At 41.4% G+C, this 22,756-nt stretch carries 23 protein-coding genes; 5 read left to right on the top strand and 18 right to left on the bottom strand.

The features are described 5' to 3' along the window. Positions 1–8 precede the first annotated feature (8 nt). From ACR5KR_RS03130 to ACR5KR_RS03080, 11 genes are all read right to left on the bottom strand, one after another. Complete coding sequence (locus ACR5KR_RS03130; RefSeq protein ID WP_448265403.1) at positions 9–1,298, bottom strand: peptidoglycan-binding protein; 1,290 nt, start codon at positions 1,296–1,298, stop codon at positions 9–11. A gap of 337 nt (positions 1,299–1,635) precedes the next feature. Next, on the bottom strand, positions 1,636–2,145 hold the full coding sequence (locus tag ACR5KR_RS03125; RefSeq protein WP_448270075.1) for an SH3 domain-containing protein: 510 nt from the start codon (positions 2,143–2,145) through the stop codon (positions 1,636–1,638). 418 nt (positions 2,146–2,563) lie between these two features. Further along, entirely contained in the window at positions 2,564–4,075 is a 1,512-nt protein-coding gene (locus ACR5KR_RS03120) for an AAA family ATPase (protein WP_445627815.1), read from the bottom strand. 557 nt (positions 4,076–4,632) lie between these two features. After that, positions 4,633–5,160, bottom strand: a complete 528-nt coding sequence (locus ACR5KR_RS03115) for a YceD family protein (protein WP_445627816.1) — start codon at positions 5,158–5,160, stop codon at positions 4,633–4,635. A 168-nt stretch (positions 5,161–5,328) separates the two neighbouring features. Further along, a complete protein-coding gene (locus ACR5KR_RS03110) occupies positions 5,329–5,856 on the bottom strand; it encodes a Jag family protein (protein WP_445627817.1) in 528 nt (175 codons plus the stop codon). Further along, entirely contained in the window at positions 5,853–7,004 is a 1,152-nt protein-coding gene (gene yidC, locus ACR5KR_RS03105; protein ID WP_445627818.1) for a membrane protein insertase YidC, read from the bottom strand. Before yidC ends, ACR5KR_RS03110 begins: the two co-directional genes overlap by 4 nt. Positions 7,005–7,251: 247 nt before the next feature. Further along, positions 7,252–7,644 carry a PH domain-containing protein gene (locus ACR5KR_RS03100; protein ID WP_445627819.1) on the bottom strand — a complete coding sequence of 131 codons (393 nt, stop codon included), beginning with the start codon at positions 7,642–7,644 and terminating at the stop codon, positions 7,252–7,254. Then, the gene (gene rnpA / locus ACR5KR_RS03095) at positions 7,631–8,053 is read right to left on the bottom strand and encodes a ribonuclease P protein component (protein ID WP_448265401.1); all 423 of its coding nucleotides are present in this window, start codon (positions 8,051–8,053) and stop codon (positions 7,631–7,633) included. The genes ACR5KR_RS03100 and rnpA overlap by 14 nt, the downstream gene beginning before the upstream one ends. Before the next feature lie 26 nt (positions 8,054–8,079). Beyond that, positions 8,080–8,214 carry a 50S ribosomal protein L34 gene (rpmH, locus tag ACR5KR_RS03090; protein ID WP_099102484.1) on the bottom strand — a complete coding sequence of 45 codons (135 nt, stop codon included), beginning with the start codon at positions 8,212–8,214 and terminating at the stop codon, positions 8,080–8,082. Between the two features lie 106 nt (positions 8,215–8,320). Then, the gene (locus tag ACR5KR_RS03085) at positions 8,321–8,833 is read right to left on the bottom strand and encodes a DUF2808 domain-containing protein (protein ID WP_445627821.1); all 513 of its coding nucleotides are present in this window, start codon (positions 8,831–8,833) and stop codon (positions 8,321–8,323) included. 230 nt (positions 8,834–9,063) lie between these two features. After that, positions 9,064–9,240, bottom strand: a complete 177-nt coding sequence (locus tag ACR5KR_RS03080) for a hypothetical protein (RefSeq protein WP_448265400.1) — start codon at positions 9,238–9,240, stop codon at positions 9,064–9,066. Between the two features lie 409 nt (positions 9,241–9,649). On the opposite strand from ACR5KR_RS03080, the gene ACR5KR_RS03075 reads away from it, so the two are divergent. From ACR5KR_RS03075 to ACR5KR_RS03065, 3 genes are all read left to right on the top strand, one after another. Next, positions 9,650–10,825, top strand: a complete 1,176-nt coding sequence (locus ACR5KR_RS03075) for a Re/Si-specific NAD(P)(+) transhydrogenase subunit alpha (protein WP_445632182.1) — start codon at positions 9,650–9,652, stop codon at positions 10,823–10,825. A 171-nt stretch (positions 10,826–10,996) separates the two neighbouring features. Next, entirely contained in the window at positions 10,997–11,290 is a 294-nt protein-coding gene (locus ACR5KR_RS03070; RefSeq protein ID WP_138499926.1) for an NAD(P) transhydrogenase subunit alpha, read from the top strand. Then, positions 11,287–12,690: an NAD(P)(+) transhydrogenase (Re/Si-specific) subunit beta gene (locus ACR5KR_RS03065; protein WP_445627822.1), complete on the top strand. Its 1,404-nt coding sequence runs from the start codon at positions 11,287–11,289 to the stop codon at positions 12,688–12,690. Before ACR5KR_RS03070 ends, ACR5KR_RS03065 begins: the two co-directional genes overlap by 4 nt. A gap of 166 nt (positions 12,691–12,856) precedes the next feature. Here the strand turns inward: ACR5KR_RS03065 and ACR5KR_RS03060 are convergent, their stop codons facing one another. From ACR5KR_RS03060 to petN, 7 genes are all read right to left on the bottom strand, one after another. Beyond that, the gene (locus tag ACR5KR_RS03060; RefSeq protein WP_448265399.1) at positions 12,857–13,579 is read right to left on the bottom strand and encodes an HNH endonuclease; all 723 of its coding nucleotides are present in this window, start codon (positions 13,577–13,579) and stop codon (positions 12,857–12,859) included. 64 nt (positions 13,580–13,643) lie between these two features. Next, complete coding sequence (locus ACR5KR_RS03055; protein WP_448265398.1) at positions 13,644–14,243, bottom strand: HNH endonuclease signature motif containing protein; 600 nt, start codon at positions 14,241–14,243, stop codon at positions 13,644–13,646. Between the two features lie 10 nt (positions 14,244–14,253). Then, positions 14,254–14,454 (bottom strand): hypothetical protein, encoded by a 201-nt coding sequence (locus tag ACR5KR_RS03050; RefSeq protein WP_448265397.1) that lies wholly within the window; start codon positions 14,452–14,454, stop codon positions 14,254–14,256. A 255-nt stretch (positions 14,455–14,709) separates the two neighbouring features. After that, positions 14,710–15,036, bottom strand: a complete 327-nt coding sequence (locus ACR5KR_RS03045) for a hypothetical protein (protein WP_448265396.1) — start codon at positions 15,034–15,036, stop codon at positions 14,710–14,712. Between the two features lie 506 nt (positions 15,037–15,542). After that, positions 15,543–18,707, bottom strand: a complete 3,165-nt coding sequence (locus tag ACR5KR_RS03040) for a GAF domain-containing sensor histidine kinase (RefSeq protein ID WP_448265395.1) — start codon at positions 18,705–18,707, stop codon at positions 15,543–15,545. Between the two features lie 152 nt (positions 18,708–18,859). Further along, positions 18,860–19,021: a hypothetical protein gene (locus ACR5KR_RS03035; protein ID WP_094350864.1), complete on the bottom strand. Its 162-nt coding sequence runs from the start codon at positions 19,019–19,021 to the stop codon at positions 18,860–18,862. A gap of 7 nt (positions 19,022–19,028) precedes the next feature. After that, on the bottom strand, positions 19,029–19,118 hold the full coding sequence (gene petN / locus ACR5KR_RS03030) for a cytochrome b6-f complex subunit PetN (RefSeq protein ID WP_017322509.1): 90 nt from the start codon (positions 19,116–19,118) through the stop codon (positions 19,029–19,031). 279 nt (positions 19,119–19,397) lie between these two features. Between petN and ACR5KR_RS03025 the strand changes: the two genes are divergently transcribed. Together ACR5KR_RS03025 and ACR5KR_RS03020 are read left to right on the top strand one after the other, a co-directional pair. Further along, positions 19,398–21,290 carry an ATP-binding protein gene (locus ACR5KR_RS03025; RefSeq protein WP_448265394.1) on the top strand — a complete coding sequence of 631 codons (1,893 nt, stop codon included), beginning with the start codon at positions 19,398–19,400 and terminating at the stop codon, positions 21,288–21,290. 144 nt (positions 21,291–21,434) lie between these two features. After that, complete coding sequence (locus ACR5KR_RS03020; RefSeq protein WP_448265393.1) at positions 21,435–22,697, top strand: sensor histidine kinase; 1,263 nt, start codon at positions 21,435–21,437, stop codon at positions 22,695–22,697. Positions 22,698–22,756 lie beyond the last annotated feature (59 nt).

Genomic DNA, 22,756 nt, shown 5'->3' with positions numbered 1-22,756 from the left:
CGAATTAGTTAATTGTATTTTACCCGTGCATCCAGACCTAACGAGCGGAGCTTTTTCGTTAGCGTTTCTGCTTGGGCGCGATCGCTAAATGCTCCAGCATTCACATAATCCCCTAAATTGGATTGCTCCGCGACAGCATTGGGTATATATTGTTGTACTTTACTCAGAGTATCATTACTGGAAATTGGAATTATTACTCTGTAAGGATTATTAGCAACTAATGTGTTGCCATTGGTAACAGGTACTACATTGTCATTGGCAGGAGGTAATGCATAGGGATTAGTGTTAGCTAATACATAGTTATTATTCTCAGTATAATTGCCCCCAGTTGAACCATTTAACCCCAATGCTTCCCAAGTTTGCCAATCTACATTTCCAGTAGAACTAATTCGAGAATATTGCTGGAATGCAATCACAGATTGTCTAGTGTAATCGTTGAAAAGTCCATCAGGATTAGTATTAGAGAAACCCAACTGCGCCAAACGCTCTTGAACTAATCTGACATTTTCTCCGCGATCGCCTACAGTGAGATAATTTCTACCTGGTTGTTGAATGCTACCTGTAGAGACTCTACGCACTGAGTCCAGAACTTGGGCATTAGCAATGCCATCAACAGGTAATCCATTATTTCGTTGGAATGCAATTACAGCTTCTCTAGTCATTGGGCCAACATTCCCAGTGGCATCAGCATTTAAATAACCTAGCTGCCGCAAACGCACTTGCAGTTCTTTGACTTGTTGAGTGGAAAGACTCGATCTTCCTGGAGTCACAGAAGTACCCATTAGTGCGTTCCAAGTTTGTCGATTCACAATCCCGTTAGCAGTTATGCGATAACTTCGCTGGAATGCAATTACAGCATCTTTAGTAATTCGTCCAAAATTCCCAGTGGGATTAGTATTAAAGTAGCCTAACTGCCGTAGACGCTGTTGTAATCTTGTGACGGCTGCACCAGTTTTGCCTTGAGAAAGAGTAGGATATTGACCAACTGGCGAACGTGATGCGCCACCGATATTTCTATTAGAAATTCTACTTTGACACGCTCGTTGCAAGGCTCGTTGAGTGCTAACACCTACAACTCCATCAGCCGATATTCTATTGGCTCGCTGGAATTTGATTACAGCATTTTGAGTCAAGCTAGCAAACTTACCTGTCATTGGGCCGTTAAAATAGCCTAACTTTTTTAAACATCTCTGGCTACTGCTAACTTCAGGCCCATTACTTCCTATTTTTTGAAGTGCTAAAACTTCTCCAGCAATACTCAGAAGCCCCGTAATCAGAGCCACTGATAAAAAACGCATTGCACCAAAAGTCGATAACTTTTTCCAATTTAAAAATTTAAAATTAACTACGATAGGAACAACCTTGATGCTTTCGGATGCCTCGTAGACTGAGGCAAGCTTGATTAAATGGCTAGCTACCCCTGTTTTCACTTGCTTTTTTAAGTTAATAAATATAAAAAAGTATACCACTTACTAGATGTAAGAATTACTTTTCGTATGATTCTTTACAAGTAAGTGTCCTGGGGAGTGGGGGACAAGGGGACAAGGGAGACAAGGGAGACAAGGAGATAAATAAAACTCCTAACTCCTAACTCAGCACTATTTTGCCCAATGCCCCATGCCCCATACCCTATACCTATTGTTCATCAACTTTTTCAGTATTACCTGCTTTTACCCAACCTTCTTGTTCGCTATCTTCCAAACGGATCTTTTGCCAAGCTTTATCCTCGCTTTCTGACAAAATAATAATTTTTTGATTAAAAGCGACTCCACCAATCTTTTCAGCTTCTTGATTTGGTTGCGATCGCAAACTCAAGCCTTCAGCCCAACTAACACGTCCTCGGTAAGCTCCCGATGGTAATGGTTTGGATGATGGGGTAGCCTTTGGTGATTCTGTGGGAGTAGAGGTTGGGCTTGCAGACGATTGAGTAGATGTTCCAGGTGTAAGAGCGGGCTTACTTTCTCCAGGCTCAGTTTTTTTAGGAGCTTGGGCTTTCACTGAGGGACTATCGTTGGAAAAAATGGGTTTGGCAGGGGCTATGCCGGTGCGATTCATAAAATAGAATGCAATTGCAGCACCGCCACCTATTAGCACAGCGATCGCTAAGAAAAATCCCAGTATAAACTTTGTTAAGCCAGACAACATAATTAAAACCTGATTATCAAGAGTCAAGGGTGTAGGTGAGCCAGCTATGTACGTATTTTCCCCCATTGAGGAGAGTGGTGTTTAACTGGCTCTCAAGGGTTATACCATTTTAGATTTTAGACTTCGGCTACGCTCAGTCGAACGATTTTAGATTTTAGATTGTGAAACATCCATTGGATAAGTGTTTCAGTTTTCCATCTGTCGCAATCATTTTTCACGCTTGGTATTACGAGTAGAGAAGCAAATAACCCATCAGTATAAGAATCAATAGTCCATAATAATTCATCATGAACTATTGACTTTTGACTAACTGATTATTGTAGCTATGCTGAATAGACATCTGGTGAAATTAAATATGCGTTATCCAAAATCTTTGTAGAGACGTAAGCACTCCTGCGTCTCTACATTATTTTTGGGTTCACGTAGTGCGCCGGAGGCGTTCGCTCAAAGGATTGTGTTTAGATGCTAAACGCGCTCTTCCAGCAGCAGCCCATTCTTGGAGTTGCTGAATTTGCTCTACGGCAGTTCGTGCTAAGGGTATGATTTGACTAGCTGCTTCTAAAATGTCGTCGGTAGCAAAGTCGCGATTTTGGCTAAATCCAATATGCATCGCTTCAATTAAAGTTTGCTCAATCTCGGCCCCAGAAAAATCAGGGGTTTCATAAGCTAGCCTGTCGATGTCATAACTTTTCAAGTTATGGGGGCGCAGTCGGGATAAATGAACATCATAAATTGCTTTTCTCTCTTCTTGGGTGGGCAAACCCACAAAGAAAATTTCATCAAATCGTCCCTTGCGGAGCATTTCTGGCGGTAAAGCTTGGATGTCGTTGGCGGTGGCGACGACAAACACGGGTGAGCTTTTTTCGGCTAGCCAATTAATAAAAGTGCCAAACACACGGCTGGCTGTTCCGGCATCACCTTTGCTACCAAGCCCTGCAAAGGCTTTATCTATTTCATCAATCCATAAAATACAGGGAGCGAGGGCTTCAGCTACTTGAATCATTTGGCGAGTGCGAGATTCTGATTCGCCCACTAAACCACCAAATAACCTGCCCACATCCAAACGTAGCAGGGGTAAATGCCAATGATGAGCGATCGCTTTTGCCGTTAATGATTTACCAGTTCCCTGAATACCCACCAACATTAAACCACGGGGGTGCGGTAATCCGTACTGTCGCGCTCGATCTGTAAATGAACCTCCCCGCCGAATCAACCAATCTTTCAAGTTATCCAGTCCGCCAATATCAGAAATTTGCTCAGTGGCGGGGTAGAAGTCCAGGATTTGGGTTTGGCGGATAGTTTGGCGCTTTTCTTCCAAAACCAGTTCCATGTCTTCTGGTCGCAATTCTCCGTGGGTTGCGATCGCTTTTGCCAAAACCCGGCGAATCCGTTCCATCGAAAGTCCTTGACAAGAGCGCACCAAATCATCTAAAACTTTTCCAGAAAGGGAGTTACCAGTACTTTGTAGTAAGCGATCTATCTCAGTTTTTATTTCTGAGGCGGCTGGTAAGGGAAACTCGACGACTGTCAGCACTTCCGTTAAGTCATCAGGGATGGCGATGCGTGGCGACAGTAGAACAATATTTTTTGGTTGCGATTTGAGAAGTCTGGACAGATTGCGGAGTTTGCGGGCGATCGCCACATCTTCTAAAAAGCGATGATAATCTCGTAAAATCATTACCGCAGGTGCGGAAGCTGGTAATTTTTCAATAAATTCCAAAGCTTGCAACGGGTTACGTCGCCCAAACCCAACATCATTGGGGTTTCCCTGGTAGCCATCGACAAAATCCCAAGTATACACCGGGCGATTACCCTGGTTGCTTGCTTCTTCCCGGATAGCTGCTTCTACCCGTTCTTCCTCGTATGTAGGAATATAAATCAAGGGGTAGCGGGCACGTAGCAGCAGTTTAAACTCTTCACGGAAGTTCATATATATGTTATTGGTTAGTTTCTCTTGAACGCAATGTACAACTTTCTTGGTTCAGAAAGCCAATGAGTAATTAGCAAGAACAATACAATATTGCTTTTCTCGTTCAGCAAATATGGGACTCGTATTTGATTGCGTGAAAAAACTCAGTATACATTTATTCCTTCTTCCCTATTCCCTATTTTCTCCCTACGCAAATAATTTCTCCAAATCAAAGCGGATTCCTATATGCACAAGTTAAAATAATGCTGTTCTTAAATAGACTGTTAATTTAAAATTAAAAACCTAGTGATTTCTAAAAATCATTAATATTTTTTATAACGTAATCTTGGGAAAATAGGTGATTGAATGTTACTTTAAGCAAGAGCTTGTAAAAATTATGATTGACTTAGTTTTAGTAATTGATCAAATACAACAATTATTGATATCTTTTGGATAGAAATATGAATATCAACTAACTTATACCGAAAGTATTTAATAAAATATAAAATAATAAGCCTGTATAGACAGGCTTAGTTAGCACAGCCGAAGACTTAAGTCTGACGTAATTATCAAATTACTTATCCTGGAAGTTGCTTTTTTAAAGCTTCCAGAGAAGCCCAACGGTTATCAACTGGAGTCTCACGACTATCAGAAGTATCAGGACTATCAACTGTACTACTTACAAGAATACCTGGACAATTGCGATCGCATAATTGGCGCTGCGGTATTGCCAAACACATCTGCTCATACAGCCATTCGTTGGGATAAAAATAACCATCAGGCGGTAAGCTTTCCAGCAAATCTTCCATAACCACTTCCCTTTCTAAGGGCAAGTCATTTGCCTGATTTGCAGTTTCATCTAACCAGATAATTTCCTTCGTATCAACCCCTAAACGGTGATTGTATTGCTGCAAGCAGCGGTTGCACGTACAAGTAATAATTGTTTCTGCCTGAGCTGACACTTCCAGGTAATTGCCATGATGTTGCACGCGCACATGACCGCGAACTGGAGTTAACGTTTCTAGACCAGGCAGAAATTCTTTAACTTGAACTTCCTCTGTTCGCTCCGATGCTCTAGTTAGCTGCGGAATATAAATTGCGTCCATAGGATTTGTGAGACATCCTCACTAAAATTTATCTCGATTATCAGCAATTATACTGATACTGAATCTTTATTTTATCCCTTAACAAAAAGAGAAATTTTGAAATTATATATGGTTATGAGTTTTCAATTAACTCCAAACTCATAACTCCAAACTCCTAACTTCTAACTCCTAACTCCTAACTCCTTCCAACGAAGCGGGACAAACAACCAGATGGCGATGTGGCTCTTTACCGCGACTGAAGGTTTCTAAATCTCCAAATTCCTTTAAGAAGGTATGAACTTGACGCCGTTCAGCAGAACTAAGAGATTTGATTTCTACTTCTCTACCAGAAAAGCGCACTTCATCGGCTGCTGCTTCTGCTAATGCTCGAATTTCGGCTTCTCTTTTGACCCGGTAGCCATTTAATTCAATGGTGTAAGAGGCTTGTTTTTCTGGGGGTTGGCTAAGGTTTAGAACCGAATTTGCGAGATACTGAATCGCATCTAACACAGAACCATCAGCACCAATTAACACCTGGATTTGTTCTGATGTCAAATTAGTTTGGTCAATAGTCAACCAGTAGTTATCTGGTTCTGGAGAATCGCCGTCTTGAGATTGGGCAGTTTCTAAATGACCTTGAATTTCAGCAGGTATTCCAGTGAGTTCCAGCAGGGTTTTTAACCACTGCTGACCTCGCTGCATCGGAATGTCGCTCATGATCCCCCTGTTGCCTTTTTCTTAGGACTTTTTGGTTCAAACGGTAATGCTTTTTGCTCTGTGACTGCTGCTTCTTTCTCCTGGGTTTCTACAATTTTTTGTAGTTCCTCCGGTAGAGGTTCGCGGGAGAGAAGATAAGTTTGGGCAGTTTGGAAAATATTACCAATCACCATATACATCAGCACCCCAGCTGGTAGGGGGAAGAACAAGAACATCCCAGAAAAGATGACGGGGGTGATTTTGTTAACTGTATCCTGCTGCGGATTGCCACCACTGGAATTTTGCCCGGAAAGCATTTGGCTAACATAAAGGCTGATTCCAAAGAAGACGATCATGGCGACGATATCCCAGTGGATTGTGCCATCTGGATCTTGTGCGCCAACCCTGCCTAAAGCATCAATGAATAAAAAGCCTTTTTCTGCTGCTAATCCAGGAATTGTTCCTTGAATAGTAACTTCTCCTGGTTGCAAGGCTTCTACATTGCCCTGGGCATCAATTTTTATTCTATCTTCACCTTTGGTAACTTTCCAATCAGGAATCAGCTTATTTTCTGGGTGTTCTGCTAAGAGTACCTGAAATGGTTTACCTTCAACAGTCTGATACTGTATTTTGGTTTGTTCTCCCACCGCTAATTTATTTCCGCTGGGAATAATGGCAGCTACTTTAACGTGTTCCCCATCTGCAATGTAAATATTTTGAGGAGCAGTGGCAAAGGCTTGCGGTTGAATTTGTTCGATTTGTTCTGCGGGAAGAATTTGCAGGTTAACGCTATAGTTCGCACTTGCAAAAGGCGAACCCCGCAAGGTAGCAAACAGCGCTAACAAAACCGGCATTTGCACTAGTAAGGGAAAACAGCCTGCCAAAGGGTTGCCAAATTCTTTTTGGACATTAACCATTTCCTCTTGCTGCTTTTGCGGATCGTCCTTATAGCGCTCTTTGATTTCTGCCATCCGCTTCTGCATCAGAGGTTGTACAATTCGCATTTTCCGCATATTGCGAATTGAGCCAGCACTCAGGGGATAGAGCGCGAAGCGGACTATCAAGGTCAAAGCAACGATCGCTAATCCGTAGCTAGGCACTATACCATAGAAGAAATCTATGATTGGCAGCATCACGTTGTTCGAGAGAAAGCCGATACCAAAATCCATTATTCTGAATTCAACCTGAGGTACTGTAAACTGAATCTAATTTATCTAAATCATGATTTGTCGGCGACTATCTTTCGCTACGGATAGCCGCACATTTTGAGTGCTGAGTGGTGAGTGCTGAGTGCTGAGTTAAGAGTTAAAGAGTTAAGAGTTAGGAGTTAGGAGTTAGGAGTTTTGTTTGTCTCCCTTGTCTCCCTTGTCTCCCTTGTCTCCCTTGTCTCCCTTGTCTCCCCTGCTCCCCTGCTCATCACTTGTTAGCAGGAGCGCTAAATTCGGGATTTTTCGCCGCAATTCTTTCGTTTATGTAGTCATAGACTTCGCGAAACTTGGGAATTGCACGCAATTCCAGACGACTGCCGTTTTTTAGGGTGATTGCCATATCTCCCCATAAGCCAATGCCACGGGGAACTTTGACGACTTTGACAATTTCTGAGTAAATTACGTCAGTGCGATCGCGTCCCTGCCAACCTCCGGTAACAGTAATTCGGCGATCGGTGATGCGGAAACGCAGCCACAATGCCCTGACAATTGCCCCGACTGCTAATGGTAGCCCGACAATGGTTAGCCCAATCAGCAGGTTGACAATTAAATCCCCAACATGGGGACCACCTTCATAATAAACATCTTCACGAATTCCCATTGAACACCTCAGCTTGTGCCAACAACTGCTCTAATTCTTGCAGAAATTGTGGGCTTACGCACTTAGATTCTGCTGCTGTGGGTTTGACAATGAATACTAGCCGCCATCCTGGTGATAATTTTGGCAGCAGATTATATAAAGCCGCAGTAATTTGCCGTTTGATTCGGTTGCGAACCACTGCCCTTTTGCTGACTTTTGTGCTAATTGAAATACCAATCCGCGTGCTAGCAAGGAGCTTTAAGTCAGTTGTTTGTGTAGTCTGAGTGGCAGTGTCCAAAGAAGGTTTCGTTGAACATAAGGGCTTTAAGGCTCTCAATGTTAAATAAGAGCCATGACGCCGAATTCCTTCTCGAAAAACTGCCTGGAAATCCTTGCGGGATTTTAGCCGATTTGTTTTGGGCAAAGCCACAGATGCTCTTTATCGCTCGATCTGTCCTAAACACTCAGACGATGACGGCCCTTTTTTCTTCTGGCGCTAATCACGTTTCTACCGTCTGGTGTCCGCATCCTGGCACGAAAACCAGAGGTTCTTTTTCTCTTACGGCTAGTACCGCCCAGTGTTCTTTTCATACTCTTCTCCTCTTAAGTGATTTTTATAAAAACTCACAATCTCTAATTTTATCACTTTCTTAGGGAATTGGGAATAACCGATTGGTTATATCCCTATTCCCTATTCTTAAGTAATGCTCAAAATCCATGTTCCCATATAGCGCAGTAGTGGTACATCCCCAGGGGAAAGCACTTGACAGTTAAAATAGTAAACTCCGCCGAAGGATGGGTTTTTCACGTTAGATAACACTACCTCGACTGGGCTACCTGCTGGTACTGGATCTTGAGGAAAAATATTGATCAGTTTACCTTCTTTGTCCCATTTCACCTCAGAAAGCGGAACTGCTTTGCCTTTGACTCGGACTTCAATTTTTTTCTGGTCAAAAGTTCCTTTGTAATAATCAGGGTAGGTAATGGCAAATTGACCAACTGCCAATTTCATTCTTTTGGCTGGAATCTTTAGTATGTATCGATCCCAACCATTAGCTTGTCCCCCAAAATCTAATCGGAAGGGTAGCTGATTTTCTTGTTTGACGCCGCTAAACAGCGTAAATCCAGGTAAGCTTTGCGCCCAAGTCAAGGCTGGTAATCCAGTAACCAAAAAGCTACTCACGGCTAAAGCAGAAAGTAAACGTCGCATAATCGGGCTTCCTCTACGAAAATATAAATCTGTTATCTAAAAATAACTGTGTGTTAGTATTCTTTACTAAACTTTACTACTAGCTTCCTGACAATGGACGTTTAATATCCAAAAAAAGTGCCATCCTGCCTGAAGTTTAGGCAACAGTAAAGTTACTTAGTATTAAAACAAACGTATATTCAATTTACTTCATTACCCTTATGTAGCCATGATTTGATTGCTAAGTTGGGTCAAATTTGAACTAGATATAAACACAGTTGGGGGTTGGATTGTGTTTCTAAATATGTATAAGTGTATCTAAATTTGAGAATTTTGTTATAAAAATTGAGGTGTGCCATCAGCGATCGCCAGTTAAGTTGGGCTAAATTGATTAAAATAAGTTGGATTGGAATCGAAGTCGCAATCATTAAAATTTGATTGGGAAATTATCAAGCTTTCAAAATTCGGTCAATATTACTCTATAAGAAAGGAATACCAAAATTTCTCAATCCCGAAAACAACCTAAAGATAAAGATGCAAAATTTGGGAATCAATTTAGGATGTGCAATACATAACCCTGTTTGCAACTATCTGAAAATATGACATCTGCGAGCGGCAAAGCAAAAAGTCCGATTGGAGGGAACCTCCGCTCAGAACTTTACAAAAAAATGAGGCTTTGTCTAGAGAGCAAAGAGTGGGAGAAGAAAGATTCAAGGTTCAATCTACAAGTAAAATTCATGGCTGATGTTCCTGCCTAAGTACCATGAGTGCGGGACACCCATCATCTGGACAATCGCTTACTTGGCAGAGATTAAGTATTTATCTTCAGGAGATTTCATGAGAATAGCAGTTGCTAAAGAAATTGAAGTTTGTGAACGTCGTGTGGCATTAATTCCTGACACCGTTGCCCGATTGGTAAAACAAGGTTTGGAAGTGTGGGTAGAAGCGGGTGCAGGAGAACGGTCATTTTTTGGCGATCCTGACTATGAAGCAGCAGGAGCCACAATAATCAGCGATACTGCCAAATTATGGGGTGAAACAGATATTCTGCTGAAAGTAAGTCCACCGCAAGAACGAGAAGATGGACGCTCAGAAGTTGATTTGCTAAAGGAAGGGGCTGTTTTAGTCAGTTTCCTCAATCCCTTGGGAAATCCTGTTGTGGCGCAGCAACTAGCAAATCGGAAAGTCACAGCTTTGAGTATGGAGATGATCCCCCGTACCACCAGGGCGCAAAGTATGGATGCTTTGTCCTCGCAAGCTTCATTAGCCGGTTACAAAGCAGTATTAATTGCCGCCGCCGCGTTACCGAAATACTTTCCGATGTTAACCACAGCCGCAGGCACGATCGCTCCAGCGAAAGTATTTATTATGGGCGCTGGTGTCGCTGGATTGCAAGCGATCGCCACCGCTAGACGCTTGGGAGCAGTAGTAGAAGCCTTTGATATTCGTCCCGCCGTCAAAGAAGAAGTGCAAAGCTTAGGGGCAAAATTCGTTGAAGTCAAATTAGACGAAGAAACCGTCGCTGCTGGCGGTTACGCCAAGGAAATTTCCGAGGCTAGCAAACAACGTACCCAAGAAGTTGTCGCCGAGCACATTAAGAATTCTGATGTAGTGATTACTACAGCCCAAGTACCTGGGAGACAAGCACCACGGCTAGTTACAGAAGAAATGGTGGCACAAATGAAACCCGGTTCAGTAATTGTGGATTTGGCTGCTGAACAAGGTGGTAACTGCGCTTGTACCGAACCCGGCAAAGATATTGTGTGGAACGGCGTAACAATTATCGGCCCCATCAATCTTCCATCATCGATGCCAATTCATGCCAGCCAATTGTATGCCAAGAACGTAACATCGTTGATTCAACTGCTAATTAACAAAGAGAAAGCTTTGCAGGTGGACTTTGGCGACGACATCGTTGATGCAGCTTGCGTTACCCACGCAGGTGAAATTCGCAATCAACGAGTGCGGGATGCGCTACAAGCATTGAATACTCAACAACCAGCGGTTAATTAGGGAGATGTGGTTCGACTGCGCTCACCAACCGGGAGATAGGGGGACAAGGGGACAAGGGGACAAGGGGACAAGGGGACAAGGGGGTAAACAAAACTCTTAACTCCTAACTCCTAACTCAGCACTCCTAACGCCCCATGCCCAATGTCCATTTATACAAGGAGTTTTGATTTCATGACAGAGGCATTACTTGCTGCTTTGTTTGTATTTGTATTGGCATCTTTTATCGGCTTTGAAGTTATCAACAAAATCCCACCTACTTTACACACGCCCTTAATGTCAGGCTCAAACGCGATTTCTGGCATTTCGGTACTTGGGGCAATAGTGGCTTCAGGTGCTAGAGAAACAACTGTGTCAGTGATTCTCGGTTTAATTGCTGTAGTACTAGCTACAGTCAACGTTGTAGGTGGCTTTCTCGTCACAGATAGAATGCTGCAAATGTTCAAGAAGAAGGAGATTAAGGCGTGAGCGACTTTTTACCAACTGGCATTCAGCTGACATATTTAGTCGCTGCATCCTTATTCATTTTTGGTTTGAAAAAGCTGGGTTCACCAGCTACAGCACGAAACGGTAATGTGATTGCATCTGTGGGCATGTTGCTGGCAATTGTGGCAACAATGCTAGATCGGAATGTGTTGAACTACGAGATGATATTGTTGGGCTTGGCGATTGGATCGGGAATTGGTGCGATCGTTGCCTACAAAGTCCAAATGACGGAAATGCCCCAAATGGTGGGTTTACTCAACGGTTTAGGCGGTGCGGCTTCAGCATTAGTCGCCGTTGCCGAATTTTGGCGATTATTGGATTCTGGCGCACCCGTACCTCTAGATGTGAACATTTCCATGCTATTGGACGTGTTAATCGGTGGTGTTACCTTCACAGGTAGTTTTTTAGCCTTTGCTAAATTGCAAGGTTTAATTAGCGGTTCCCCGATAACATTTCCTTTCCAGCAACCATTTAACCTCTTACTTCTAGGTGCTTATTTGGTAGGCAGTGCCTATTTAATCATCACACCAGATAGCTTACCCATATTCTTGGGAGTGGTAGCTGTTTCCTTAGTGTTGGGTGTGATGTTCGTCATCCCCATTGGTGGCGGCGATATGCCGGTAGTAATTTCGCTGTTGAACTCCTTGTCAGGTGTGGCGGCGGCGGCGGCGGGTTTCGTGGTGATGAACAATATGTTAATCATCGCTGGGGCTTTGGTAGGAGCATCCGGCTTAATCCTCACCGAAATTATGTGTAAGGCGATGAACCGCTCTCTCTTCAGTGTGCTGTTCAGTGCTTTTGGTACAGGGGCTACTTCTGGTGGTGGTGCTGCTGGTGGTGCAACCGATCAAACTGTCCGCAGTATCGATCCCGAAGAAGGAGCGATGATGTTGGGTTATGCCCGTTCTGTGGTAATTGTGCCTGGTTATGGTATGGCAGTTGCCCAAGCGCAACATAGCGTCCGCGAATTGTCAGATCAGTTAGAAAAAATGGGTGTTGATGTTAAGTATGCCATTCACCCCGTTGCTGGGAGAATGCCGGGACACATGAATGTGTTGCTAGCAGAGGCAAATGTGGCTTATACCCAGTTGTACGACATGGATGATATTAATCCCCAGTTTGAACAAGCGGATGTGGCTTTGGTAATTGGGGCAAATGATGTAGTAAATCCGGCAGCGCGGAGTGATGCTAATAGCCCGATTTATGGTATGCCGATTTTGGAAGTAGATCGGGCGAAGCAGACAATTGTGATTAAGCGCGGGATGAGTACGGGTTTTGCCGGTGTAGATAATGAGTTGTTCTACAAGGATAAAACGACGATGCTTTTTGGTAGTGCTAAGGATATGGTGGCGAAGTTGGTTTCGGAAGTGAAGCAACTTTAAGAGAAACGAACCGCGAAGGGCGCAAAGGGCGCGAAGTAAAGAAAGAATTAGAGAATCGGCTTGCCTTGGGGGTGTTATGTTCCTAAGGCAAGTTTTTTAGTAAAAATAAAGGGAGTTTTGCAAATTTCAATTTTGGTATTTATCCTGCATAAACTATTTATAGCATTCAGCATGACAGTTTCTTTGGCTTGACTACGGCGTACATTTTTAATCTGCCCCAGATTTCTATGGCATAAAAACCAGCATCTGGATTGTCACTTGTCATAGCACGTACTACTTTAATACCTGGACGATCATATGTCTCCAAATGTTCTTGATATTTTTTTAGTATAGCTTGAGCAGCTTTATCATCTATAGTAAAAAATTGAATCTCAAAATCGCTTTCTATAAAAGTCTGATCAACAAAATAAGTTATACCACGAACTATTTTATGACACAAACGTTCTAACTTATCGGCTGATATTGGAATAGATAGATATTCTGGATAGTAAACATTATTTTGTACTCCAAAATTTGGATGTAAACCTATAGGTGGGATTGCTTCCCATTTAACTATTTCTTTTTTTATCTTATTTCTTTTGTTTTCTCTTGCTTGCTTTTCTGTTCTATCATTTGCATAGTCTGGATCTATTGAACGCAGTACCTTATCTGTAATTCCGCTTGACTTTGCATTTTCAGGATCAATACACATACCAAGTCTCAAGAGTAGATCCTCTTCCAATCTGCCATATTCCTCATTGCATTTTTTGCACGATGGAATTGTCCATCTTTGTAAATTTTCTGGAGTAGTATCTGGATACCAAGCAGAAGGGAAAACATGATCCCGCGTCAAATTATCTACATTTTGTAGACAATGTACACATCTTCCAGACTTAGGTGTTTTAACCATTATTTGCGATGATATAGTAAATAATTATTTTAGTTGTAGTATAATCACAGAGCAACCTAACTTGTTACCTGATAAGATTGACGTACCATTGTAGCGGACGCAAGTTGGAAATATGATCGCTACCTCCTTTAAATTTTGGTATTATGTGGTCAATTTCCCATCCATAAGTAGATTGACGATTTCCATACTCATATCTATTTATCAATCTTCCAAATTCATCTTTTCGCCAGACCCTTGGATCGCAATTTTGAAGAATAAAACCCTTTTCCCATACTGCTTGAATTTTAGTTAATTTGACGGTATTTTGAGTCTCTTGATACGCCAGTGCCAAGGAATAATGGTTAGGACTTACACTACCGAACATATTGTGATTTCTCCTTATTAGAGTTAGTTTATAGATTATAGTATATTTGTACTGAGATAGATTGGTAAAAAAAGTGATCGCCTGCAAAATCTCCACTATATGATCGCTCCTCGTCTCCTCAGTCTTCTCTGCACCTCTGCGATTCGTTACAAAGAGCGATCGCTCCTCCTCTTCCTCAGTGTTCTCTGTGCCACTGTGATTCATTAAAAAGAGCGATCGCTTAATCTTACAGTGCGATCGCTCCTCCTTTTCCTCTGTGTTCTCTGCGCCTCTGTGGTTCTTTAAAAAGAGCGATCGCACACTTCACATTCTAAATTTCTTGCCATTCTCTAGCATCAATAAAAATAGATAGATGTTTTTTATTGTTTGTGGCAATAATAACCTCATGTCCATAACTAGCAACTAAAATAGATTGAGATGCCAAAATTACATCACCATCTAAAGCTTTATTATCTGCTGTAGATTTTCCTTGATTTCTGACTTGGGACCATAACTCTGCTGCTTTCAACATCACTTCTGTTGCAATAGGAAGATAGATAATTTCTGACTTTAGTTGATTAAGTTTTCTAATTCCTGATAATTTATTTGCCCTTAATAATTCCCGTCTAATTTCATAATCTATAATTTCTGGTAAAATTACTTCATATTCTCACTCAAATAGCGTATTAAACCATTCTTGACATTGCACAGCTAGAGGCGTTGCTTTTGGATTAGTAATTAATCCCACAGGTGCAGAATCCAAGATAATAACCTTACTCATCCTATGTTAAATAGAAATACCTTTCATAGATTCAATAATTTCTAAGGTTTTTTGCTGTTCTTCTTGTTCATCTAACTCATTCCATGACTCAAATATTTTTTTGATGTTTGTTTTCCTTTCTTGTTGTTTGACGGCATCACTCTGATTAATTTCATTAAGAGCATTTTCCCAGTTATTTAATGATGTCTGTTTCATCGTCATGCTTTGACGAAATAAACGTACAATTTGTAGTAATTCTGGTAGATATTCTTCTGGAGTTTGTTGAATTTCTAATAATAGTTCAGCGCGGGGTGTAGGTGATGATTGCGCTGTTAGCGGTTGATTATTGTTCATAAATACCTTGCAAGTAAATTATTTAAAAACACGAGTAGATATTAATCAGTTTTAGCACTGGTAGTTATATTATATTTTAGCGTGAATAGCTATTTTAGTTTACTGAGAACGTCCCGACGCTGACATGGTATCGAACGGAGCAAGAATCAGTTCCTAATCGAGTGCGCCTATTGCGTGGGATAAAAAAGCGATCGCTAACTTTTTGAAATGCTTAGGCCTACCGTAGGCATCGTCTTCTTCTATTCCTCTGTGTTCTCTGCGTCTCTGTAGTTCGTTAAAAAGAGCGAGCACCTACAAAATCTCTACTAGTGCTGTTTTCTCTGCGGCTCTGTGGTTTGTTAAAAAGAGCGTAGGCGAAGCCTTCGACGGGCTTCGTCTGCAAAATCTCCATTGTGCGATCGCCCTCTGCTTCCTCTGTGTCCTCTGCGCCTGGAATGGTTCATTAAAAGTTAAAAAAGGTGTAGCCTCTCGTAGAGAAGGCATCACCTGATTTCTTTGTTAACTAACTATCGTTTTATTGGGATTTCTATCCAGAACTCACAGCCATTAGCAGGTTCAGAAACACATTTGATATTACCGCCGTGTTTTTCTACAATAATTTGGTAACTAATAGATAACCCTAAGCCAGTACCTTGTCCAGGTTGTTTGGTGGTAAAGAAAGGTTCAAAAATGCGCGATCGCACAATTTCTGGAATGCCACAACCATTGTCAGCAATGCAAATCAGAACAGCATTTCCTTCTATAACTTCTGTACGTATCCAAATTTTCGGATTGCCAATTATTTTTCCACTAGTTGCTGAGTTCTCCAGTGCATCGATCGCATTGTTGAGAATATTCATAAATACCTGATTCATCTGGGCTGCATAGCAGACTACCGGGGGCAATTCACCATATTGTTTAACTACCTCAATCGCAAAAGAATTAGTTTCTGGTTGCAGTCGATGTTGTAAAATTAGCAAGGTACTGTCGATACCTTCATGAAGGTCAACGGGCTTCATTCCTGCTTCGTCAAGTCGAGAAAAACTTCGTAACGACAAGACTAATTGAGAGATCCGCTCTGCACCCATCTTCATTGAAGCAAGAATTTTGGGCAAGTCATCATTAATGAAATCTAAATCTAGTGCTGCTACTTGCTTTTGAATTTCTCCTGTTGCTTTAGAATACTGTTTTTGATAAAGGCGCAGTAATTTAAATAAATTTTCGGTATGTTCAGTAACATAAGTGATATTCCCATAAATGAAACTAATCGGGTTATTAATTTCATGTGCTACACCAGCAACTAACTGCCCTAAACCTGCCATTTTTTCACTTTGAATTAACTGACTCTGAGTCTGCTGTAATTCCTTCAAAGTCTGGGTCAGCTCTTCTTTTTGACATTGAGTTTGTTCTAGTAATTCCGCTTGCTGAAGTCCTACGCCTAACTGAGTACCAATTTGCATCAACAAATCTACTTCATCTTCTTGCCAATCACGGGGTTTGTTATTTTGATAAGCTGCTAGCAATCCCCAAAGTTTCTCACCCTGAAAAATCGGCACAATCATATATGCCCTAGCCTCCATGAGTTCAATCAGGGCAATATAAGGAATAGAATCATCGGTGCTATAAATATCTTTAATAACAAGAGTTTTACCATTAGCAAAATCCCCACCTTGGGTTTCTTGCAAGTAATTACTTGCATCAGCGTAGCCCGCACTTCGACTTGGCTCAGTGACCATCGTAGACATTGCAGGTACAATTTCCTTTACTGGTGTCCAACCTTCGGCTAAAGACTCAGCAACAAATTTGCCACTCCAATCAGTCCCAAATCGATAGATTGTCACTCGGTCAACTTCCAATAGCCGTCGGACTTCTTCTGTACTGGTTGCAAAAATGGTGTCAATATCAAGAGAGTGGCGGATTTTCTCCACTGTTGCAGCTAAGGCCTTCTGTCTTTCGGCTGCTTTGCGTTCTCGTTCGGCGGCTTTAGCCAGTTTTTGAGCTTGCACCTGCATCTGTGTCAAAGATTCAGCTTGCTGTAATGCTACCCCCAATTGAACGCCAACTTGTGCTAGCAAGTTGATTTCTTCATCTTGCCAATAACGGGGCTGAGAGTTTTGATAAGCTACTAGCAATCCCCACAGCTTTTCACCCTGAGAAATTGGTACAAAAACTTCATTACGTGCATACTTACCCGCTTGTTTTCCTTGCACAAGAACGCGTTCTGTCACAGACTGCGGCTTAACCATTGGTGTCCAGCCATCAACGATGGAATCAGCCACAAATTCTCCACTCCAATCAGGATAGAAGCGATAAATTGCGACTCGTTCCACTTCTAATAACCGACGAACTTCTTGAGTAGTGGTTTTAAATATGGCTTCAATTTCAAGAGACTGACGAATTTTTTCTACTGTGTGCGCCAACGCTCTTTGCCTTTCAGCAGCTTTGCTGATATCTGCTGCTTGAATCTGCATTTGTTGGATAAATTCCGCTTGCTGCAAAGCCACACCTAGTTGGGTGCCAACTTGGGTAAGCAAGTAAACCTCATCTTTTTGCCAATCACGGGTTCCAGCATTTTGGTATGCTGCTAGCAAGCCCCAAAGCTTTTGACCGTGGTAAATAGCAACGATCGCATAAGCTCTTGCTTGATATATCTCTAAAATTTTAATGTAGCAATCGCTAAAGCCTGAATTGTAAATATCATTACAAATTCGGTACACTTCACACTGAGTGAAGTTTCCACCCTCTGTATCTTGTAAATAGGTATCAGCGACTGGAGGTTTAGCTAAATCTTTGGCACTACATTCGCTGACATTCTCTTTCAATTCTGGCCGTTGCGACTGTTGATCTATGAGGGAAACCCAACCCTCTGCCACTGATTCAAACACGAATTCACCACTCCAATCGGGATTGAAGCGATAGATAGCCACGCGATCGGCATTTAGCAGCTGCCTAAGTTCTGCGGTGGTTGTGTGGAAAATGATTTCCAAGTCTAAGGACTGGCGAATTTTCTCAATGGTGATAGCTATAGTTTTCTGCCATTGGGCCGCTTTTTCTCTAGCTTTTGCTTGTGCTAGTTCTGCTGATTGTAGTTTGACTTGTTCCAGGAAATCTGCTTGCTGTAAAGCAACTCCTAGATGTTCGGCAATTAATTGCACAAACTCAATTTCTGATACTTCCCATTGTCGAGGATTACTACACTGATGAATACACAACAATCCCCATAAATCTTTACCTTTGATCAAGGGGGCAATTATACTGGCACGTACTTGGAATTTTTCCAGAATCTGGATATAGCAATCACTGGCATTTACTTGATAAATATCAGTTATTGCTCTAATTCGACCTTGCTGATAAAGTTCTGCGAACTCCTCACTAAAACAGTGGTCGCGCAGTTTGGCTGCTAATGCCGAATCCCATTCGGTTGCCACATCTTCATAGATAAATTCTCCTTCCCATGCCAAATCAGGATAAAAACGAAACACGCTAACCCGATCGCTTTTCAGAAGTTGGCGGACTTCAGTGACTGTAATTTTGAAGATAGTTTCTATGTCTAGAGACTCCCGAATACGGGCAATAACTCCAGATAAGGCTTTTTGTTGCTCATTCTGATGTAAAGAGCATGTTACATCTGAATGAGATTCTTGCCGTTTTGAATTTGGTTGTATGGGTTGAGTAGTAGAGGAGTTTTCCATTCCCAGTGGGACTTTAAATATTGAAAGTCTTCTATTTAATGATTCCCGTTGCGATCGCAAAGTTAACAATTATTTCCTGGGAATGTCATAAAAACAATGTAGGGACACGATTGTATCGCGTCCCTACAAAAAGATTTTCAATTACGAGAAAACTATCGCCGCTTGGGAGTGGCGCTGCGGGTGGTGCGTTTTTCTTCATCTCGGCGACGGCGATCGCGCCAATCTGCCAGGGTTAAATAACCAATACCACCAGTGACTACTACGAGCAGCACTACAGCAAATAAAGCCAAAATACTCAAGAATGGACTTTCCACAATGCCTCTATAGTCCGTTACGTCCCCACACTACCATTGCAATTGACCAAGTAAACACAACTAACAACGCTACCCAACCTAGTGTCAAAATCTCCATAGTCCCACTTTTCAAATAATTACAAAAGGTTTCTAATACTTATCATACAGGGATTGGGCAGGCTGAGATTTTTTTATCAATCAGATTGTAACTTTTGCGTGTGATGTTTACGACAAGGTACGTTTACACAAAAAAGACAGCAACTTTTCTTGATACGTTAGTATTTTAAGCAACGATAAACACGAATGTAAAAAAGTAGCGATCGCGCTTTCTGACTTGATACTTTTGGGAATACTAGGGCTATGGGTATATATTTCCAATCCAGCAGCCCCTAATATCATGCCGACATTTTTTAACTATCCTTTCCACTCCAACGGTTTTATTCCCCACGGACATTGTTATCTCTGGCAAACTGGATTAGTCTGGCTGCACATTATTTCTGATGCCACGATCGCTCTAGCCTATTATTCTATTCCCTTCCTACTGATTTCTTTTATTTACAAGCGTAAAGACGTTCCTTTTAATGGCGTCTTTTTGTTATTTGGTGCTTTTATCATTGCTTGTGGTACTGGACACTTGATGGATATTTGGACGCTTTGGCATCCAAATTATTGGGTTGCAGGTAGTTTAAAAGCTCTAACTGCAATTATTTCAATATATACGGCATTTGCGTTATTTTATCTCATGCCTCAAGCTTTGACACTACCCAGCCCTTCTCAATTAGAAGTTATTAATCGAGCGCTTTCAACTGAAATTGTCGAGCGCAAGCGCATCGAGAAAGAACTACGCCTTGCAGAAGAAGTCGCTCAAAACTCCAGCCAAGCCAAGAGTGAATTTCTCGCCAATATGAGTCATGAACTACGCACACCTCTTAACGGGATTTTGGGCTATACACAAATACTTCAACGCACAGAATCTTTGAGTCAGAAAGGACGTAAAGGAGTCAGCATCATTTATCAATGTGGTTCTCATCTTTTAACCTTAATTAATGATGTTCTGGATCTCTCCAAAATAGAAGCCCGGAAACTAGAATTGTATTCTGTTGATTTCTACTTACCTGCCTTTATAGATAGCGTGACTGAAATTTCCCGCATCCGGGCAGAACAAAAGGTCATCGCATTTCACGTCCAACTCGATCCTGATTTGCCAACGGGCATTCATACTGATGAAAAACGCTTGCGGCAAGTGCTGATTAACTTACTTAGTAATGCAATTAAATTTACTAATCAAGGCAGCGTCACTTTCAAAGTTAAGGTCATTAATCAACAATTAAACACTAATGGACATACTAACTACAAAATTCGTTTTGAGGTAATAGATACTGGTGCGGGGATAATCCCTGAACAAGCGCAGAAAATCTTCCAACCCTTTGAACAAGTAGGAAATCAAAAACGACAATCTGAAGGTACAGGCTTGGGATTAGCAATCAGCCAAAACATTGTTTTGTTGATGGGTGGTCAAATTCAAGTACAAAGTGAATTGGGCAAAGGTAGTACTTTCTGGTTTGAGGCAGAATTTCCAGAATCTAAAGACTGGGCAAAGGTTTCTAGAGTGATTGAACAAGGAACTATTATTGGTTATCAAGGACAAAACCGCACCATTTTGATTGCGGATGACAAATGGGAAAATCGATCGGTAATTGTAAATTTACTAGAGCCAGTTGGGTTTATTGTTGTAGAAGCTAGTCAGGGTCAGGAAGCATGGGAAAAGGCTCTAGCCCACAAACCAGACTTGATTATTACTGACTTAGTGATGCCTATATTGAATGGATTTGAGTTGATCGATCGCTTGCGTCAGTCTGAGCAATTTAAAGAGATTGCTGTCATCGCTTCCTCAGCTAGTGTGTTTGCAGCCGACCAGTACAAGAGTATTGATGTAGGTGCAAATGCATTTCTACCAAAACCTGTAGAAGCTGAAACGCTACTGGAAATGCTACGACAGTTTTTGCAACTGGAATGGATTTTTGACGTGAAGGTAGATGAAATCAAAAAAACCAATATAGATGCTTTGGAGCGACCAAATGAGATAATTTATCCTGCCAAAGAGGTTTTGCAAGATTTACTCGAACTAACGCAAGACGGTGATATTCAAAAAGTTTTGCAACTGGCCGAGGAACTGTCTAAATCTGATGAGCATTTAAGCATTTTTGCCCAGCAAATTATCCAGCTTGCTAGTAATTTCCAACTCAAACGTTTGGAAACTTTTCTTGTAAGTATTCAGGAGTCAGAATAAATGAGACGAACTGTAAAAGCATTTCAAGACTAGTTAATAACTAGCTATGCTAATTCCATTCTGAATTCTGAATTCTGGTTTCTGAATTTTTTAATTCAACAATATATCAATTAATTTGAGTCAAATTTAAATTGTTAATTCATCATGCTTAAAACCTCAGATACCGGATTTATTTTGATTGTGGATGATAATCCCACAAATTTATCTCTCCTGTGTGAAGCACTTAATAGTGAGGGTTTTCGTTTTCGGGTTGCAGTTGATGGAGAAAGTGCGATCGCCCAAGCCGAACGCAATCAACCAGAGTTGATTTTGCTGGATGTACAAATGCCAGGTATTGACGGATTTGAAACTTGTCGCCGCATGAAAGCCAATCCTGTTACCCAAAACATTCCGATTATTTTCACTACTGCTTTAGCGGATACAGAGAGCAAAACGAAGGGATTTTCCCTTGGCGCAGTTGACTATATCCCGAAACCATTTGCCCAAGAAGAAGTGATTGCCAGAGTACGCGTACATTTACAACTCAAACAATTGACTGAATCTTTGGAACAAAAAGTTAGCGATCGCACCAGGGCTTTGCAAAAAGCCCAAGTCCAACTAGTACAGCAAGAGAAACTATCAACACTCGGAGAGTTAATCGCTGGTATTGGCCATGAAATCAATAACCCTATCAACTTTATTTCCAGCAATATTCCACCCTTGCAAGAATATATTACAGCAGTAACCGAGTTGCTTCTACTATATGAACAAGAGTATCCAAACCCAACAGCCAAAATTACCAAAACTATTGAGAACTTGGATCTAAACTTTGTTCTCGAAGATATGGGAAAAATCTTGAACTCACTCCACATAGGAAGCGAACGAATTCGCAACCTTTCTAGTTCACTCCGCAGTTTCTGTCGCTCGGATAGCGATGCCAAAATATCTGCTGATTTACATCAAGGAATAGATAGTACCCTAATGATTTTGCAACACCGTCTCAATGCTAATAGCGATCGTCCCCGCATTGAAGTAATTAAAACTTATGGAGAATTACCACAGGTTAAGTGTTATCTAGGGCAGATGAATCAAGTATTTATGAACATTCTCGCAAATGCAATTGATGCCCTTGATGAAGCTATAATGGAAGGCAAAATCAGCAATCTAATTCCTCAGATTAAAATTACCACAGAAATAGATTCTGAACAATTGGTTATAATTCGGATTGCTGACAATGGGATTGGTATTCCTGAACGGTTGAAAAAACGTTTGTTTGAGCCGTTATTTACGACAAAAACTGTAGGCAAAGGTACTGGACTTGGCTTGTCGATCGCATATCAAATTATTGTAGAAAAACACAACGGTATATTAGACGTGAATTCTCAACCTGGCATGGGAACCGAATTTATCATCAAAATTCCTACTTGAGAGCGGTATTTAATTAATGACAAAGCTGCTCAAGCATTTATCATACTGGAGAGTAAGGA

Source organism: Nostoc sp. DSM 114159, from assembly GCF_053470285.1.
This window is presented reverse-complemented; position numbering and strand designations above follow the sequence as displayed.

What these genes read in the sequence shown, in the direction of transcription:
- ACR5KR_RS03130 (WP_448265403.1), bottom strand. Translation starts at nt 1,298, where the DNA reads ATGCGTTTTTTATCAGTGGCTCTGATTACGGGGCTTCTGAGTATTGCT.
- ACR5KR_RS03125 (WP_448270075.1), bottom strand. Translation starts at nt 2,145, where the DNA reads ATGTTGTCTGGCTTAACAAAGTTTATACTGGGATTTTTCTTAGCGATC.
- ACR5KR_RS03120 (WP_445627815.1), bottom strand. Translation starts at nt 4,075, where the DNA reads ATGAACTTCCGTGAAGAGTTTAAACTGCTGCTACGTGCCCGCTACCCC.
- ACR5KR_RS03115 (WP_445627816.1), bottom strand. Translation starts at nt 5,160, where the DNA reads ATGGACGCAATTTATATTCCGCAGCTAACTAGAGCATCGGAGCGAACA.
- ACR5KR_RS03110 (WP_445627817.1), bottom strand. Translation starts at nt 5,856, where the DNA reads ATGAGCGACATTCCGATGCAGCGAGGTCAGCAGTGGTTAAAAACCCTG.
- yidC (WP_445627818.1), bottom strand. Translation starts at nt 7,004, where the DNA reads ATGGATTTTGGTATCGGCTTTCTCTCGAACAACGTGATGCTGCCAATC.
- ACR5KR_RS03100 (WP_445627819.1), bottom strand. Translation starts at nt 7,644, where the DNA reads ATGGGAATTCGTGAAGATGTTTATTATGAAGGTGGTCCCCATGTTGGG.
- rpmH (WP_099102484.1), bottom strand. Translation starts at nt 8,214, where the DNA reads ATGAAAAGAACACTGGGCGGTACTAGCCGTAAGAGAAAAAGAACCTCT.
- ACR5KR_RS03085 (WP_445627821.1), bottom strand. Translation starts at nt 8,833, where the DNA reads ATGCGACGTTTACTTTCTGCTTTAGCCGTGAGTAGCTTTTTGGTTACT.
- ACR5KR_RS03080 (WP_448265400.1), bottom strand. Translation starts at nt 9,240, where the DNA reads ATGATTGCGACTTCGATTCCAATCCAACTTATTTTAATCAATTTAGCC.
- ACR5KR_RS03075 (WP_445632182.1), top strand. Translation starts at nt 9,650, where the DNA reads ATGAGAATAGCAGTTGCTAAAGAAATTGAAGTTTGTGAACGTCGTGTG.
- ACR5KR_RS03070 (WP_138499926.1), top strand. Translation starts at nt 10,997, where the DNA reads ATGACAGAGGCATTACTTGCTGCTTTGTTTGTATTTGTATTGGCATCT.
- ACR5KR_RS03060 (WP_448265399.1), bottom strand. Translation starts at nt 13,579, where the DNA reads ATGGTTAAAACACCTAAGTCTGGAAGATGTGTACATTGTCTACAAAAT.
- ACR5KR_RS03050 (WP_448265397.1), bottom strand. Translation starts at nt 14,454, where the DNA reads ATGTTGAAAGCAGCAGAGTTATGGTCCCAAGTCAGAAATCAAGGAAAA.
- ACR5KR_RS03045 (WP_448265396.1), bottom strand. Translation starts at nt 15,036, where the DNA reads ATGAACAATAATCAACCGCTAACAGCGCAATCATCACCTACACCCCGC.
- ACR5KR_RS03040 (WP_448265395.1), bottom strand. Translation starts at nt 18,707, where the DNA reads ATGGAAAACTCCTCTACTACTCAACCCATACAACCAAATTCAAAACGG.
- petN (WP_017322509.1), bottom strand. Translation starts at nt 19,118, where the DNA reads ATGGAGATTTTGACACTAGGTTGGGTAGCGTTGTTAGTTGTGTTTACT.
- ACR5KR_RS03025 (WP_448265394.1), top strand. Translation starts at nt 19,398, where the DNA reads ATGCCGACATTTTTTAACTATCCTTTCCACTCCAACGGTTTTATTCCC.
- ACR5KR_RS03020 (WP_448265393.1), top strand. Translation starts at nt 21,435, where the DNA reads ATGCTTAAAACCTCAGATACCGGATTTATTTTGATTGTGGATGATAAT.